We start from the raw sequence: 15,692 nt of genomic DNA, 5'->3' as shown, positions 1-15,692 counted from the left end.
GTACCACGGGCGGAACGTAGACTGGGCGGGTGACCGAGGCTCAGGCGACACCCCAGACCGGCAAGCGTGTCCTGTTGGCCAAGCCCCGCGGCTACTGTGCCGGCGTCGACCGTGCCGTGCAGACCGTGCAGGAGGCCCTCAAGCTCTACGGGGCGCCGATCTACGTGCGCAAGCAGATCGTGCACAACAAGCACGTCGTCTCCACCCTGGAGCGGCAGGGCGCCATCTTCGTGGAGGAGAACGAGGAGGTGCCGGAGGGCTCGATCGTGATCTTCTCGGCGCACGGCGTGGCGCCGGAGGTCTACGAGCAGGCGAAGGCCCGCTCGCTGAAGGCGATCGACGCCACCTGCCCGCTGGTCACCAAGGTGCACCACGAGGCCCGGCGGTTCGCGGCGGACGATTACGACATTCTGCTCATCGGTCACGAGGGGCACGAAGAGGTGATCGGCACCTCAGGTGAGGCACCCGCGCACATCCAGCTCGTGGACGGTCCGGACGACGCCGACAAGGTCACCGTACGGGACCCGTCGAAGGTGGTCTGGCTCTCCCAGACGACCCTGTCGGTGGACGAGACGATGGAGACCGTCGCCCGGCTCAAGCGCCGGCTGCCGCTGCTCCAGTCGCCGCCCAGCGACGACATCTGCTACGCCACCCAGAACCGCCAGCACGTGGTCAAGGAGATCGCCGCCGACTGTGACGTGGTGATCGTGGTCGGCTCGCGCAACTCGTCCAACTCGGTGCGGCTGGTCGAGGTGGCGGTGGACGCGGGCGCCCGGGCCGGCTACCTGGTCGACTACGCCTCGGAGATCTCCGACGAGTGGCTGGCCGGGGCCAGCACCGTCGGCCTGACCTCCGGAGCGAGTGTCCCCGACGACCTGGTGATGGAGGTGCTCGACCACCTCGCCGCGCGCGGCTTCACCGACGTGACCGAGGTGACCACGGCCGACGAGCGGCTGACCTTCTCGCTGCCGCAGGACCTCAGGCGCGACATGAAGGCCGCGGCGGCCAAGGCGGCGGCCGAGCAGGCGAGCCCGGTTGCGGCGAGCGCTGCCAACGGCTGACCGGCCGGGCGGCGTGGCACGGAACGGGCGGCCCGGCGTGGCGTGGCGCCTCTGGTCAGCGCGGCGCGGAACGCGCGGCCCCGGCGTGGCGTGGAGCGTCCGGGCGGCGTGGCACGGAACGCGCGGCCCCGGCGTGGCGTGGAGCCTCTGGTCAGCGCGGCGCGGAACGCGCGGCCCCGGCGTGGCGTGGAGCCTCTGGTCAGCGCGGCGCGGAACGCGCGGCCCGGCATGGCTCGGGGTCGTGATAGCGCCGTCCCGGATGCCGTCTCCACCGCGCCGCCACGCCGTCCCGCCGCCGCTCTCCGGCCGCCGCTCCCACCTTGACCTGGACACCAGATGCGTTATCGGTGGGCGGTAACGCCTCTGATGTCCAGGTCGGTTACCGGAGTGACGCTGCGAAACGATTCCGGCAGCATCGAACGGGCTGGGTGGTGCAGCATGGCGTGGAACGGGCGGTCCGGCGTACGCGTCGGATCTGTTATGACGACGCGCTGGATGGTCGGCGCCGTGCTCGCCGCCGGGTTGGCCCTCGCCGGCTGCGCGGACTCCGGCTCGACACCGCCGAGCGAATCGGGAGGAACGCCGGTGACCCTGCACCCGTCGCCAGGTCCCTCTTCCGGTCCGTCCGGCCCGCCGGGGGGCGCTCCGACGCCCCCCAGTGACCCGACCGCGAATCCGGCGCCTCCGACCACGCCACCGCGCGGCGGGGCGGCGCCGAGCGGTACGACCACGCTCAGTGGGACTGTCCAGGCGGGTGTCGAGCCGAACTGTGTGCTGCTGGACGGTTACCTGCTGGTTGGTGGCCCTCGTGACGTGATCACGGCCGGAGCGCGGGTGACGGTCGTCGGCGAGGTACGTGCCGACCTGATGACCACTTGCCAGCAGGGCATCCCGTTCCAGGTGCAGAGCGCGACCCGGAGCTGACCGCCGTCAGCGGCGACGGCGTACCCAGTAGAGGTCTGGCCGGCAAGCAACGCGGGGTGGACGTCGGGCAGCTCCCGCAGGGCACGGGCGAGCTGGGCACCGAGGTACACCATCAGGCCGACCCGGTCATTCCGGAAGGCGGTCACGAGCGCCAGCCGGGCCGGCTGACACGGCCAGGGCGCACCACAGCCACGACAGCGGTACGACGGATGCGCTGCTACGTGCCGGCGCCACCGTTCCTGCGGCCCGATCACGCCGACCTCCGACCGACCCGCTCGCCGTGCCGCTCGCGGTGCTCCCCGGCATGGGTCAGGCTGCCCGCCCGACCGTTGGACAGGTGGGGGTGCGACCCGGCCCTGGTGTCCCACGCGGTCCGGCGGTTACGCATCCGACCCGGGGCCGACGAACGTGTCTCCGCATTCGGCGGGGCGAATGCCTTTGCCTGGACCGCCGCCTGGTACTCCGCACGGGACAGCGGCGGCGGAGGGGGTGGCTGGTAGGGCCTCGGGGCGAGTTCCACCGAGTCCGGGCAGCGCCAGCGCAACCCGCACCGGCAGTACCGCCAGAGCCGGCGCCAGTCCCGGCGGTGATACGGCTTCGCCCTGCGACCGAATCTGAATCTCATTGCTGCCTCCCGTCGGCCGAAATGTGGACGGGGCGGCACCTGGCTTCGACCTGGCACCGCCCCCGTTGGCGCCACCGCCCGGCATCGGAGGGCTTGCACGGGGGACCGGGCGATGTTGCCTGAATTCCACCTTGGACTTCGCCCGGCAATCGGCGGAAGATAAGCGCTTGGCAGCAAAGATGACGGACCCGATGGTGCGCCGGGAAGGGCGGGGAATGTCGAATCACAATGGCGGACTCGGAAGAATGCTCAAGTTCGCGCGGTCCAAATCAGGAATGACTCAGGATCAACTTGCCGAACGGCTTAATGTGTCGACCTCGCTCATCGCCAAGTTCGAGACCAATCGACTGATCCCCAAGCACGACACCGCCCGAGATCTCGACGCGGTGTTCGACTCCGCGGAGCTGTTCCAGGAGTCGGCGGCCGAGGCGCGGGCGTTCTCCGGCGTGACCGTCTGGATCAGGCCGTGGCTGGAGTACGAGCAACATGCCACCATGGTCCGAAGCTTCGAGCTGACGGTGGTCCCTGGGCTGCTCCAGACCGAGGATTACGCGCGGGCCATCCTCCGGGACGCTGGCACCCGCGTACCGGACCTGGACGGCACGGTGGCGAGCCGGATCGCCCGGGCTGCGGTGCTGCGCCGGGACGACCACCCGTGCCGGCTCTTCGCGGTGGTCGACGAGGCGGTGTTGCGCCGGCCCGTGGGCGGCCCGAAGGTGATGGCCGAGCAGTTGCACGCGATCGTGCAGGCGTGTGCCCTGCCGAACGTCAGCGTCGCCGTGGTGCCGGCGTCGGCGGGTGCCTACCCCGGGCTCAACGGTCCGTTGGCGCTCGCCACCGTGGACGGTCGCACCGTCGCGTTCCTGGACGATCCGCTGGGCGGTCGGGTGGTCGAGGACCCGGACCAGGTGGCCGCGCTGGACGAGATCTGGGAGGCGATCCGCGAGTACGCTCTGCCTGCACGACCATCCCTCGAACTGATCATGGAAGCAGCGGAATCATGGAGTTGACCGACGGGCCGCGCTGGCGGAAGTCCTCGCGCAGCAATGGGCAGGGCGGCAACTGCGTAGAGGTGGCCGACAACCTTCCCAGTCGGGTGCTGGTCCGAGACAGCAAGGACCGGCAGGGGCCGGCGTTGGCGTTCGGGCCGATCGCGTGGCGCGCGTTCGTTGACGAGGTGGCCCGGCGACCGCGGTAACCCCAGGCCGTAGTAATCCCAAGACGTCGAACGGGGTCCGTCCCGGGCTGGGACGGACCCCGTTGACGGTGGAGCGTGCGGATCAGTTCACCGCGTCGACCTTCACCAGGGCGTTGCCGACCACGGCACCGTCCACGGTGACGACCTGCATCTGGCCGGAGAGCTGCCGGCCGGCGGCCGGAACCGTCAGCGCGGTCACCGAACCGGTGATGGTGGTCGTGTCCTGGTACGCCAGCGATTCGTAACTCGCCGGCACGGACAGGTTGCCGAGGGCGGGGGAGAAGAACACGTCCCGGTAGTCGAGCTGGGTGGTACCGGCCGGCACCGAGTACCCGTCGACCTCGATCTCGTAGGTCCCGGCCGCCGGGTTGGCCAGCGAGACGGACTCCTCCGAGTCACCGTCGGCGTCGAACGCCACCCGTACGCCGTCCTTGTAGACGTAGAGGTCGAGGTCGGCACCGGCGTCGCTGGTGTTGCCGATCGCCACGTCGAGCCGGCTGGCCCCGGCCGGGACCACCACCTCGTAGGTCAGCACCTCGTGGTGCCCGATGCTCGGCCGCGCCTCCACGGTGCTGCCGAGCGGCCCGCCCGAGCCGGTGACGACGAGCGGACCGAACTGGTTGGTCAGCTCCCAGTCGACCGGGGTGGGCTCCCCGGCCTGCACGCTGAGCAGCTCGGTCTCGTCCGGGGTGACCTCGACGCCCTGCACCCGGGCCTGGATCTGGTACGGGTTGCCGAGCAGCGGCGACGTACGCCGGGACTCGACCTCGATCTCCCAGACGCCCGGGATCGGGTTGTCGTACGACCGCTCGTCCGGCTTGCAGGCGGCCACGTCGGAGAAGTTGGTGAAGCAGGCGGTGCTCACGGTGCTGTCCACCGGGATGCCCCACGGGTTGATCGCGATGAACCGGGTCTGCGAGCCGGGGGCGATGCCGGTCAGGTTGACCTGCAACGATCCGGCACCCTCCGGCACCGTGACGAAGTACGTCTTGAAGAGGTTGCGGTCCACGTTGCCGCCGGCCGAGAAGGAGAAGTTCTTCTTCTTCGGCACCTCGGCGACCGTTACGACGTTCATGAACTCGAAGTCCACCGCCGGGGTCGCCGGATCGTCGACCTCGACGATCGCGCTGTGCGCCCCGACGCCCGCCTTCGCCACGACGCTGAACGTCACCGTCTTGCCCAGCGGCAGGTCCAGGTGCTCCGGCAGGTTGCCGAACACGTTGCCGGTGTTGCCGACCAGCCGCAGGTCGTGCCGGACGGTCCCCTTCGGCCCGCTGTTCCGGGTCACCTTCACCTTGTACGTCTTCGCCACGTTCGGCTTCTGCCCGCCGGCGCCGACGGCGCACCGGTTGTAGATGCCGGTGCCCCGGTACGGCGTGGCCAGCAGGTCCGCCAGCGGCGTGCAGACCGGGGCGTCGACCGTGTAGCCCCGGGTCTCCAGCGCGGCACCGGCCAGCAGTTGCCAGGCGGCCGGTACGTTGAGCTGCCCGTTGCCCTGGCCGTGCGCCGGAATCCCGTCGATCCAGGACGCCGACGAGTAGATCGCCCGGCGCAACGCGGCGGTGGTGACCAGCTTGCGGTTCGCCTTGGCGGCCGAGAGCAGCAGCGCGATGCCGCCGGTCACCTGCGGGGCGGACATGGACGTACCGTTGATCATCTGGTAGCCCGGCGGCAGCGGGTAGCCCGCCTCGGCCACCGGGTTGCCCGGCAGCCAGAGCGGGGTGGTGGAGATCGCCGACCCCGGTGCGGTGATGTTCGGCTTGAACCCGCCGTCCTCACGCGGGCCGCGCGAGGAGAAGTAGAGGAGCTGGTACGGCGTGCGGGTCTCCGAGCCGTAGTTGGCCAGGTAGGTCTCCTGGCTGATCCCGGCCGCGACGCTGACGATGTCGGTGACCGTGGACGGGTCGCCGATGGTGTTGATGCCGGGGCCGGAGTTCCCGGCCGAGAAGACGAGCTGCACACCGAGTTCGTTGACGATCCGGTTGTAGAGTTCGGCGCGCAGGTCGCTGCCGTCGTTCAGCGACCCGAGGCCGCCGATCGAGATGTTGACCACGTCCACGTCACGGTTGACCACCAGCTCGACCATGCCGTCGGTGAGCGCGGCGAAGGTGCAGCCGCCGCCCCAGGTGCAGGCGCGGGCGGAGACCAGCTTGGCGCCGGGCGCGCCACCGTCCAGGTTGGCGTTGCCGAACATGTCGTTCGCGGCGGTGATGCCGGCGACGTGCGAGCCGTGCGCGTCCTCGACCACCCCGATGTTGACGAAGTCGTACGCGCCCGGCAGGCCGGCCGGGGTGGTGTCCACGTCCTCGCGGAACTCGACCACGAACGGGGTCTGGTCGCGTACCGGGGTGTCCGGCTTGTCGGTGCCGAAGTGGCCCACGTCGTAGCGCTCGGCGTACGGGCGCATCACCGGGTCGTCGGTGAAGTCCCGGTTGCCGTTGGCGTCGACCCGGATGTCGTGGCTCGTCGGGTCGTAGAGGATGCCGAACAGGTCCGCGGTGTCGCCGTCCCGGTTGATGTCACCGGCCGGGGCGCTCCCGGCGGTGATGGACTCGGCGAACCGGTTGATCCGGTACGTCCCGGCCGGCGCCGTCCAGGTGGCACCCGCGTAGCTGAAGCTCGGGCCGGTCACCTGGTCGCGCATGATCCGCCAGGTGGCGTCCCCGTCGAAGATGGGGTCGGTGGCGGTGAACCAGTCGACGATCTTGCGCTCGCCGGTCGAGGTGGTCTGCAACGACGGGTGGTCCAGGTCGACCCCGGTGTCCATGATGCCGATCGTGACGCCCCGGCCGTCCCAGCTCGGATGCGCGGTCTTGAAGTCCACCGCCCCGATCTCGTGGGTCGGCATGTACGGGTTCCGGGCCGGCGTGTCGGCGCCGGGACCGGCCACCGCCGCCTTGGCCCGGGCCTGTGCCCGAGCCGGGGCCGGCTCGGGGTCCGGCAGCTTGACCTTGTCGTCGAGGTCGACCGCCGCGATGCCGGGCAGCGCCGCGGCGGCCGGCACGGCCGAGGTGGGCACGCTGGCGCGGACGTAACCGACCTGGTCGGCCCGCTTGGCGATGATGCCGCCGAGCTTGCGCAGCCCGGCGACGACGGTGGCCGACCGGCCCTTGTCGGCCGCGATGAGCAGCGTCACCCGGGGTTCCTTGCGGGACTTCGCCTCGGCGAGCAGTTCCAGGTCGCGCGGGCCCAGGGTGTCGGTGGGATCGGACTTCAGGGTTTCGGGAGCGGCGGTCGGATCGGCGCTCGCCGGGGTGGCACCGGTGGCCAGGGTCAGGCCGCTCAGGACCATGGCCGAGGCGAGTACCCCGGCGGAGGTCCGTCGGCGCCAGGCGCGGGATCTACTCACGTTCATGTCCTTCGGGAGAACAGGCCCTACAGCGCAGGGCACACGTGACCGGAATCCTCGGTCGCCGTGCACATGCCTGTCACTATCGCGCTCCGCGTTGTGACCACCCCGTGATCTGAGTGGACCGATCGGCGCGGTAGCTGGGCGGATCGGCGTCGATGACCGGCTGAACGCCGGTTCCGATTCGGACGGTCAGAGCTGGGTCGACCGGGGAATCTCGAGCTGCCGCGCGGTGGGCGGATCGACCAGCTCGGGCGCCTGCGGTTGGCGTGGCGCGGTCTCCACCTGCGGCGGCACCGGCAGGTCGTCGCCGGCCACGCCCAGCTCGGCGAGCTTGCGCGCGCTGACCAGTACCCGGGCCTCCAGCGAACCCACCGCCCGGTTGTACGCGGTCACCGCCCCGCCGAGCGCCCCGCCCAGCTTGGAGACGTGCTCGCCGAGGGTGCCGAGCCGGCCGTACAGCTCGCGGGCCAGCGCGTGCACCGCGACCGCGTTGCGGGCCAGCGCCTCCTGCCGCCACGAGTAGGCGACGGTACGCAGCAGCGCCACCAGGGTCGCCGGGGTGGCCAGCACCACGTTGCGGGCGAACGCGTGCTCCAGCAGCGTCGGGTCGCGTTGCAGCGCCACGTCGAGGAACGGGTCCGCCGGCACGAACAGCACCACGAACTCCGGGGACTGGTCGAAGGCGGCCCAGTAGGACTTGGCGGCCAGCGCGTCGACGTGTGCCCGCAGGTGCCGGGCGTGCGCGTCCAGGTGCCGGTCCCGGCCCTGCTCGTCCCGGGCCTCCATGGCGGTCAGGTACGCGTCGAACGGTGCCTTCGCGTCCACCACCACCGAGCGGCCGCCGTGCAGCCGGACCACCAGGTCGGGGCGGACCGTCTGATGCTCGGTCGCCGCGGTCACCTGCTCGGCGAAGTCGCAGTGCTCCAGCATGCCGGCCGCCTCCACCACCCGGCGGAGCTGGTGCTCACCCCAGCGGCCGCGTACCTGCGGGGCGCGCAGCGCGGCGACGAGCTGCTTGGTCTCGGTACGCAGCTCGCCGGAGACCGCCGTCATCGCGCGGACCTGCTCACGCAGCTCGGCGTACGCGTCGACCCGGTCGTGCTCCAGCTCGGCGACCCGCTGCTCGTAGCGGCGCAGGGTCTCGTGCAGCGGCGCCACCGCCCGGGCCACCGCCTCCTGGGACTGGGCGGTCGCCTCGTAGGAGAGCGCCCGCATCGACTGCTCCAGCCGGCCCTCGCCCTCCCGGGTGGCCCGCAGGGTCGCGTCCAGCCGGGCGATCTCGGCGGTCGACCGTGCGGTGGCGGCCAGCCAGCCGATCGCCCCGCCCGCGACGAGGCAGACGATCACCACGGCGACGGTCGAGAGGTCCACCTCACAGAGCATGCCAGGCGTCCGGCGCAGCGGCGCGAGTACTCGCCGGTGCTGGTGGGTACCGTGGAGTGATGGGCGAGGTGATCTGGTTCCTGCTGCTGGTGGTGCTGCTCGGCGGCGGGGTGCTCTGGTGGCGTCGCGAGCGCGCCGCCCGGCAGGCCCGGGAACTCGCCGACGCGCGGGCCGAGGCCGGTCGCTGGTACGAGCGGCTGGGCGGGCAGTTGATGAACCTGCACGGCACCGAACCGGCGGTCCGGCAGGCGCTGGCCGACGCCGGGGAGCGCTACAACGCCGCCGGTGCTCAGCTCGAACAGGCGCGCAGCGCCCGGCAGTACGAGCTGGCCCGGGAGACCGCCCTGGAGGGGCTGGCGTACGTCCGGGCGGCCCGGGTGGCGCTCGGCATCGATCCGGGGCCGGAACTGCCGCCGCTGGCCGCCGCCCGGGGCGTCGGTGCGGTCACCCTGCCCAGGGAGGTGCAGGTCCAGGGCGAGACGTTCCGGGCCGGGCCGGCCCCGGGGGCGGGGACGCCCTACTACTACCCCGGTGGGCGGATGCAGGGCCGGCCGGTGCCGGCCGGCTGGTATTCGACGCCGTGGTGGAAGACCGGCCTGGCGGCCGGTGCCGGGGTGCTCGGCGGCGTGCTGATCGCCGACGCCCTCTTCTCGCCCGCCTTCGCCGACCCGGGCTACGGTTCCGACGCCGGCTACCAGGAGGGCTTCGCCGACGGCGCGGACTACGGCGACGCGGGCGGAGCGGGGGATCCCGGTTCCGGCGACTTCGGCGGAGGCGGGTTCGGTGGTGGGGATTTCGGCGGCGGAGACTTCGGCGGCGGTGGAGACTTTTAGCGGTACGACCGGATTGTCCCGGGGGTCTGTCCGGTCTTCGGGCTAACCGTCCGGCGGATGGTAGGGCTGACGGGATGGTCCTTGCGAGGGCCAGCCGGCAGAGTCGTCAACTGTGAGCGTTGACGTGGAGACCGTGGGGAGGCGCCGGCCGGTGATTGCCGGACGCTGGCTGACCAGCCTGGCCGTGGCGGGACTCGGGGTCGTGGCGGTGACCGTGACCGCACAGTCGATCGACCGGTTCCACTGGTGGGCCGGCTTCGTGCTGGTACCCGGAGCCCTGATCGCGGCGTCCGGCGGACCCCTGCTGGCCCGCGGCGGCGGACGCGCGTTCGTCGGATACCTGCTGGCCTGCGTCGGCGGCCTGGTCTTCGCGGTCGGCGCGATGCTGATGCTGGGGGTGATGGGGCGCGGCTGGCCGTTCATGATCACTCTGCCGGCGCTGGCCGTCGCCGGCACCTATCACTGGCGGTCGCCGGATCCGCTGCCCCGGGCGTTCCACCGCACGGTCGCGATGCTGGCGCTGAACACCGCCGCGCTCGGGATCACGTTCCTGCTGCTGGTCAACGACGCGCTGGACTTCGGCTCGACCGGCTGGTGGGGCGTCTTCATGATGGTCGGCGGCGTGATCATCCTGGCCAACGGGCTGGAACTGTTCCGGCACCGGATCCAGTACCGGGCCCAGGCCGTCACCCTGGCCGTCGGCCCGGCGGTGATCGCCTTCCTGCTCGGCCTGCGCTTCCTGCGCGACTGGCCGTTCCAGTTCTGAGCCGGGCGCCGTCCTCCAGCGGCCCGGTCAGCGCTCGTCACCCGGGCGTACGATGCCCGCCTCGTAGGCGAAGACCACCACCTGGACCCGGTCCCGCAGGCCGAGCTTGCCGAGGATCCGCCCGACATGGGTCTTCACGGTCGCCTCGGAGACGGTGAGCAGCCCGGCGATCTCGGCGTTGGACCGGCCCTTGGCCACCTCCACCAGCACCTCCCGTTCCCGGTCGGTCAGCCGGTGCAGCCGCTCGTCGACCGGGGACCGCCCGGTGGACGGGTCCGGCAGGTGCGAGGCGAAGGCGTCGATCAGCCGCCGGGTCACGCTGGGCGCCACCACCGCGTCGCCGGCCGCCACCGCCCGGATCCCGGTGAGCAGGTCCGGCGGGGGTACGTCCTTGAGCAGGAACCCGCTCGCCCCGGCCCGCAGCGCGGCGAAGACGTACTCGTCGAGGTTGAACGTGGTGAGCACGAGGACCCGGGCCGGGGCGCCGGACTCGACGATCTGCCGGGTTGCCTCGATGCCGTCCAGCACCGGCATCCGGACGTCCATCAGCACCACGTCCGGGCGGAGCGTACGGGTCATCGAGACGCCCTGCGCACCGTCGCCGGCCTCGCCGACCACCGTCAGGTCGGGCTGGCTTTCCAGCACCATCCGGAAGCCCAGCCGGAGCAGCGGCTGGTCGTCGACGAGCAGCACCCGGATGGTCACGCCGCCTCCCCGCCCCGCCCGGTCACCTCGGCTGCCCGGTCACGTCGTCTCCTCGTCGTCGAGGCGCAGCCGGGCCCGTACCCGCCAGCCGGGGCCGTCGGACCGGGGTCCGGCCTCGACCTCCCCGCCGTACGCGGCGGCCCGCTCGATCATTCCAGCCAGCCCGTGCCCACCGGTCGACGCCTCGGCGGTACGTCCGGCGCCGTCGTCGAGGATCTCCAGGTGCAGGCCGTCCGGCCGGGAGTACAGCCGGATCCGCACCTCGGCGGCCGGGCCGGCGTGCTTGAGGGTGTTGGTGAGCGCCTCCTGGACGATCCGGTAGACGGCGAGCCCGGCGCCCGGACCGCAGACCGGCGGCGCGTCGTGCACGGTCAGCCCGACCCGGAGCCCGGCGGTGCGGACCTGCGCGACCAGCGAATCCAGGTCGCCGAGGCCCGGCTGTGGCGCCCGGCCGACCGCGTCGTCGCGGAGCAGCCCCAGCAGCCGGCGCATCTCGCCGAGCGCCTGCCGACCGGTCGCCGACACCTGGGCCATGGTCTCGGCGGCCCGCTGTGGTGCCGTACCGGCGGCGTAGCTGGCGCCGTCGGCCAGCGCCACCATCACGGCGAGGTTGTGCGCCACGATGTCGTGCAGGTCCCGGGCGATCCGGGCCCGTTCGGCGGCGACGGCGAGCCGGGCCCGCTGGTCCCGTTCCCGCTCCAGCCGGCGGGCCCGCTCCTCCAGTTCGGCCAGGTAGGCCCGGCGGATCCGCACCGTCACCCCGAGCAGCACGGTCGCGGCGAGGCCGCAGGTGATGAAGCCGAGCGAGGTCCAGTTCGGCCCGCCCGGCAGCAGGAGTACGACTGCCGGGATCTCGGTCGCCGCGACGATCGGCCAGACGTGGCGCTGCGGGCGGTACCGGGCGACGGTGTAGATCGCCACCGCGACGACGAGTTCCGGGTGGATCCCGTTGACCCGGATGCCGACCAGCACCGCCGCGACGATCGCGAGGCCGTACACCGTCCAGCAGACCAGGACCGGCGCCTGGCGGCGCCAGACCAGCGGGGCGTGCACGGCGACGAACCAGAGCCAGGCGTCCACTCCGGTGCCGGCCAGCGCCACCGGTCCGCTGGCCAGCCCGAGCAGCACGACCAGGCCGGCGTCGACCCACCGGGGATGCCGCCGGAGCAGGTCCGCCAACAGTGCCGGAGTTGTCCGTGCCGGCGGGGGCGTGTCGGGCACGGCGAGCTATCCGTCCCGCCGGCGCAGCACGGCGACCCCGCCGAGCAGCAGCAGGCCGGCCCAGCCGACCAGCACCGCGCTGGCGGGGGCGGGCGACAGCATCTCGAACGGGCCGCCGGCACCGTGCAGGCCGTACATCGCCTGACCGGCGAGGGCCGGTACGTATTTCAGCACCGCCTCCTCCCGGTCGCCGGGCAGCACCGGCCCGAGCAGTGCCGGTACGACCATCAGCAGTACCACCAGCGCGGTGATCGCCCCGGCGGTGTGCCGCAGCATCGCACCGAGGCCGAGCCCGAGCAGCCCCATCAACACCGCCGATCCGGCCGCTCCGGCGATCGCCCGGGGAACCCCGGGATCACCCAGCGACGCGCCGTCCGGCCCGAGCCACGCCTGGCAGGCCAGGAACGCCGTGAGGCAGGTGACCGCGAGAACCGGTGTGGTGACCCCGGTCAGGGCGACCGCCTTGGCGGCGAGCACCGGCCAGCGCCGGGGTACGGCGGTCAGGGTGGCCCGGATCGCGCCGCTGCCGTACTCGCCGGAGATCTGCAACACCCCGAAAACGCCGATCACCAGCATCAGGAAGTCCATCGGCAGGAACGCCATCGCGACCGCGTCGGCCACGGACGGGGCCGGGTCGCCGGACTGCACCGAGCGCCGTACGCCGTAGCCGATCGCGCCGGCCAGCCCCACCGCGAGCAGCAGCACCGTACCCAGGGTCAGCCAGGTGGAGCGGAGCGAGCGGAGCTTCGTCCACTCCGACCGGACCACCCCGGTGAACGTGATCCTCACCGGTACTCCACCGCCTCTCGGGTCAACTCCATGTACGCCTCCTCCAGCGACGCCCGGCGCGGGGTCAGCTCGTGCACGGCCAGCCCGCCGGCCAGGGCCAGGTCACCGATCCGCTCGGCGGCCAGCCCGGCGGCCTGGAACAGGCCCGGCTCGACCCCGGTCAGCGCCGCACCGTGCGCGGTGAGCAGTTCAGCCAGCTCGGTGGCGTGCGGCGAGCGCACCAGTACGCTGCCGACGGCGACCCGGGCGATCAGGCCCGCGACCGTGGTGTCGGCGAGCAGCCGGCCCCGACCGATGATCACCAGGTGTTCGGCGGTGACCGCCATCTCGCTCATCAGGTGGCTGGAGACCAGCACGGTACGTCCCTCGGCGGCCAGCCCCTTGAGCAGGTTGCGTACCCAGAGCACCCCGTCCGGGTCGAGCCCGTTGACCGGCTCGTCCAGGATCACCACCGCCGGGTCGCCGAGCAGCGCGGCGGCGATCCCGAGCCGCTGGCCCATCCCGAGCGAGAAGCCGCCGGCCCGCCGGTCCGCCACGGCGGTCAGCCCGACCGTCTCCAGCACCTCGTCGACCCGCCGCCGGCCGATCCCGTGGGTCTGGGCCAGCGCCAGCAGGTGGTTGCGGGCACTCCGTCCCCGGTGCACCGCCTTGGCGTCGAGCAGCGTACCGACCTGGCACAGCGGCGCGGGGTGGTCGCGGTAGGGGCGGCCGGCCACCGTCACCGTCCCGCCGGTCGGCCGGTCCAGCCCCACGATCATCCGCATGGTGGTGGACTTGCCGGCTCCGTTCGGCCCGAGAAACCCGGTGACCTGGCCGGGTGTGACCGCGAACGACAGTTCGTCGACGGCGAGGGTCCCGCCGTAGCGCTTGGTCAGCGCCTGCACCTCAATCATGGCTCCGACGCTAGGCGCGGCCGGGCCGCCCGCCGACCGCCGCGAGGCTGGTCGTCGGCGCCCCGGCCGTACGCCGGAAGTCGTACGTGGTGCTGCTAGCGGCGGAGCCGCCAGGTGAGGCCGTGGCCGTACGGGTAGCGGACCGTCGCCGGGTCGGCCGGGTCCGGCACGCTGACCGGGAGCTTGCCGCGCGGCGCGACCTCTCCGGCGAGTACCCGGGTCAGCGCCTCCATCGACGCCTTCGTGTAGCCGAACGTGACGAGCTGGGTCGGCACGTCGTCGAAGTGCCCGACGTCGTACGCGTCCCGCACCGCGACCACCACCACTGGCTTGCCGGTGGCGGCCAGCGCGTGCACCAGCTTCTGCTGCCGGGCGTTCGGGTCGGTGACCGTGGTGTCGAAGGCCTTCTGGGTCAGCACGATCGTCAGATCGTTGGCCTGGGCGGCGGCCACCGCCTCGGCGATCTTCGCGTCGTTCGGCAGCCCGGTCGGCAGCGCGCTGGTCCGGTTGCCCCGGGCGGCCAGCCCGGCGGCGAGGGTGCCGACGTTGTCGAAGGCGCTGGAGTTCCAGCCGGTGACCAGCACCGACCGGTCGGCCCTCGGCAGTGGCAGCAGCTTGGCGTCGTTGCGCACCGCGGTCACGGTACGGTCGGTGATCTTCCGCAGCTCGGCCTGGTGGGCGGGCTGCCCGACCACCCGCTCGGCGGCGGCCGGGTCGACCGGCGGCACCCCGTCGAGTACGCCCCGGCGCTGCTTGAGGGTGAGGAGCCGGCGTACCGACTGGTCGATCCGGGCCTCGGTGAGTTCACCGGAGGCGACGGCGGCGAGTACGGAGTTGACCGCCAGGTCCAGGTTCGGCGGCATCAGCAGCAGGTCGGCGCCGGCCTTGAGGGCGAGCACCGGGACGCGCTCGTCGCCGTACTTCTGGCGTACCCCGGCCATGGCGAGCGAGTCGGTCACCACCACCCCCCGGAAGCCGAGCTGATCCCGGAGCAGTCCGGTGAGGATCGGCGCGGAGAGCGTGGCCGGGTCGCCGGAGTCGTCGAGCGACGGTACGACGATGTGCGCCGTCATGATCGCGTCCACTCCGGCCGCGATGGCGGCCCGGAACGGCGGGGCGTCAAGCTGTTGCCACTCGTCGCGGGTGTGGTGGATCACCGGCAGCGCGGTGTGGCTGTCGTCCCGGGTGTCGCCGTGTCCGGGGAAGTGCTTGGCGGCCACGCTGACCCCGGCGCCGGCCTGGAAGCCGACCACCTGGGCGGCGGTCATCCCGGCCACCAGCAGCGGGTCGGAGCCGAAGGAGCGTACCCCGATCACCGGGTTGGCCGGGTTGACGTTGACGTCGGCCGACGGCGCCCACGCCTGCCCGATGCCGACGGCCGCCAGCTCCCGCCCGGTGATCCGGGCGGCGGTGTACGCGTCGACCAGGCTGCGCCCGGCGCCGAGCGCCATGTTGCCGGGGAAGAGGGTGGCCGGTGCCGGCAGCCGCTGCACGATGCCGTGCTCCTGGTCGGTGGAGATGAACAGCGGGATCCGGGGGCCGTTGGCGGCGGCGCTCGACTGGAGCCCGTTGGAGAGCGTGGCGATCTGCCGGGGTGAGTCCAGGTTGTGCGACCAGGTGAAGTAGATGACCCCGCCGAGGTGGTATTTCGCGACCACCTCGGCACCGGTCTCCACTCCGTACGCCTGGCGGTTGGCGGTGGCGTCGGCCGCGCTCGGCGCGGTGGCGGAGCCGCCGTAGACGTAGGTGGCGAAGAGCTGGCCGACCTTCTCCGGCAGGCTCATCCGGGCGATCAGCCGGTCCACCGGGGACGGTGTGCCCCGGGTGGACGGTGCGGCCTGGGCGGGCGGGCTGGTGCCGCCGGCGGCGAGCAGGGCGATCGCGACGCTTGCTGCCAGTAGCCGGGTCCGCATGGCACCTCCAGGTGATTCATCCGACTCTG

13 protein-coding genes are annotated in these 15,692 nt (G+C 72.5%); 6 read left to right on the top strand and 7 right to left on the bottom strand.

From position 1 onward, the window contains the following. The first annotated feature begins 29 nt into the window (after positions 1 to 29). The 4 genes from ACQEVC_RS04155 (at position 30) to ACQEVC_RS04140 (ending at position 3,808) form a co-directional block, all read left to right on the top strand. A complete protein-coding gene (locus ACQEVC_RS04155) occupies positions 30 to 1,061 on the top strand; it encodes a 4-hydroxy-3-methylbut-2-enyl diphosphate reductase (protein ID WP_432873526.1) in 1,032 nt (343 codons plus the stop codon). Between the two features lie 480 nt (positions 1,062 to 1,541). Further along, positions 1,542 to 1,985 carry a hypothetical protein gene (locus ACQEVC_RS04150; protein WP_432873525.1) on the top strand — a complete coding sequence of 148 codons (444 nt, stop codon included), beginning with the start codon at positions 1,542 to 1,544 and terminating at the stop codon, positions 1,983 to 1,985. A gap of 756 nt (positions 1,986 to 2,741) precedes the next feature. Next, on the top strand, positions 2,742 to 3,620 hold the full coding sequence (locus ACQEVC_RS04145; protein WP_432873523.1) for a helix-turn-helix domain-containing protein: 879 nt from the start codon (positions 2,742 to 2,744) through the stop codon (positions 3,618 to 3,620). Then, positions 3,611 to 3,808, top strand: coding sequence for a DUF397 domain-containing protein (locus ACQEVC_RS04140; protein WP_432873520.1), 198 nt, complete (start codon positions 3,611 to 3,613; stop codon positions 3,806 to 3,808). Before ACQEVC_RS04145 ends, ACQEVC_RS04140 begins: the two co-directional genes overlap by 10 nt. 82 nt (positions 3,809 to 3,890) lie before the next feature. On the opposite strand, the gene ACQEVC_RS04135 is transcribed toward ACQEVC_RS04140, so the two are convergent. Both ACQEVC_RS04135 and ACQEVC_RS04130 read right to left on the bottom strand, forming a co-directional pair. After that, a complete protein-coding gene (locus ACQEVC_RS04135; RefSeq protein ID WP_432873517.1) occupies positions 3,891 to 7,157 on the bottom strand; it encodes a S8 family serine peptidase in 3,267 nt (1,088 codons plus the stop codon). A 192-nt stretch (positions 7,158 to 7,349) separates the two neighbouring features. Continuing rightward, on the bottom strand, positions 7,350 to 8,531 hold the full coding sequence (locus tag ACQEVC_RS04130) for a DNA recombination protein RmuC (RefSeq protein WP_432873514.1): 1,182 nt from the start codon (positions 8,529 to 8,531) through the stop codon (positions 7,350 to 7,352). Positions 8,532 to 8,602: 71 nt separating this feature from the next. Between ACQEVC_RS04130 and ACQEVC_RS04125 the strand changes: the two genes are divergently transcribed. Together ACQEVC_RS04125 and ACQEVC_RS04120 are read left to right on the top strand one after the other, a co-directional pair. Then, positions 8,603 to 9,376: a hypothetical protein gene (locus ACQEVC_RS04125; RefSeq protein ID WP_432873512.1), complete on the top strand. Its 774-nt coding sequence runs from the start codon at positions 8,603 to 8,605 to the stop codon at positions 9,374 to 9,376. Positions 9,377 to 9,488: 112 nt separating this feature from the next. Next, on the top strand, positions 9,489 to 10,142 hold the full coding sequence (locus tag ACQEVC_RS04120) for a hypothetical protein (protein WP_432873510.1): 654 nt from the start codon (positions 9,489 to 9,491) through the stop codon (positions 10,140 to 10,142). 27 nt (positions 10,143 to 10,169) lie between these two features. Here the strand turns inward: ACQEVC_RS04120 and ACQEVC_RS04115 are convergent, their stop codons facing one another. The 5 genes from ACQEVC_RS04115 to ACQEVC_RS04095 all read right to left on the bottom strand — a co-directional run bounded on the left by ACQEVC_RS04115 (position 10,170) and on the right by ACQEVC_RS04095 (position 15,663). Continuing rightward, positions 10,170 to 10,847, bottom strand: coding sequence for a response regulator (locus ACQEVC_RS04115; RefSeq protein ID WP_432873508.1), 678 nt, complete (start codon positions 10,845 to 10,847; stop codon positions 10,170 to 10,172). Between the two features lie 39 nt (positions 10,848 to 10,886). Then, entirely contained in the window at positions 10,887 to 12,068 is a 1,182-nt protein-coding gene (locus ACQEVC_RS04110; RefSeq protein WP_432873506.1) for a sensor histidine kinase, read from the bottom strand. A gap of 6 nt (positions 12,069 to 12,074) precedes the next feature. Beyond that, positions 12,075 to 12,857 carry an ABC transporter permease gene (locus ACQEVC_RS04105; protein WP_432873502.1) on the bottom strand — a complete coding sequence of 261 codons (783 nt, stop codon included), beginning with the start codon at positions 12,855 to 12,857 and terminating at the stop codon, positions 12,075 to 12,077. Next, the gene (locus ACQEVC_RS04100) at positions 12,854 to 13,750 is read right to left on the bottom strand and encodes an ATP-binding cassette domain-containing protein (protein ID WP_432873499.1); all 897 of its coding nucleotides are present in this window, start codon (positions 13,748 to 13,750) and stop codon (positions 12,854 to 12,856) included. The genes ACQEVC_RS04105 and ACQEVC_RS04100 overlap by 4 nt, the downstream gene beginning before the upstream one ends. Before the next feature lie 95 nt (positions 13,751 to 13,845). Further along, entirely contained in the window at positions 13,846 to 15,663 is a 1,818-nt protein-coding gene (locus ACQEVC_RS04095) for a glycoside hydrolase family 3 protein (protein ID WP_432873496.1), read from the bottom strand. Between the last annotated feature and the right edge of the window lie 29 nt (positions 15,664 to 15,692).

Origin of the sequence: Plantactinospora sp. CA-294935, from assembly GCF_050936445.1 — a bacterium.
In the GTDB taxonomy this organism is placed as follows: Bacteria; Actinomycetota; Actinomycetes; order Mycobacteriales; family Micromonosporaceae; genus Plantactinospora.
This window is presented reverse-complemented; position numbering and strand designations above follow the sequence as displayed.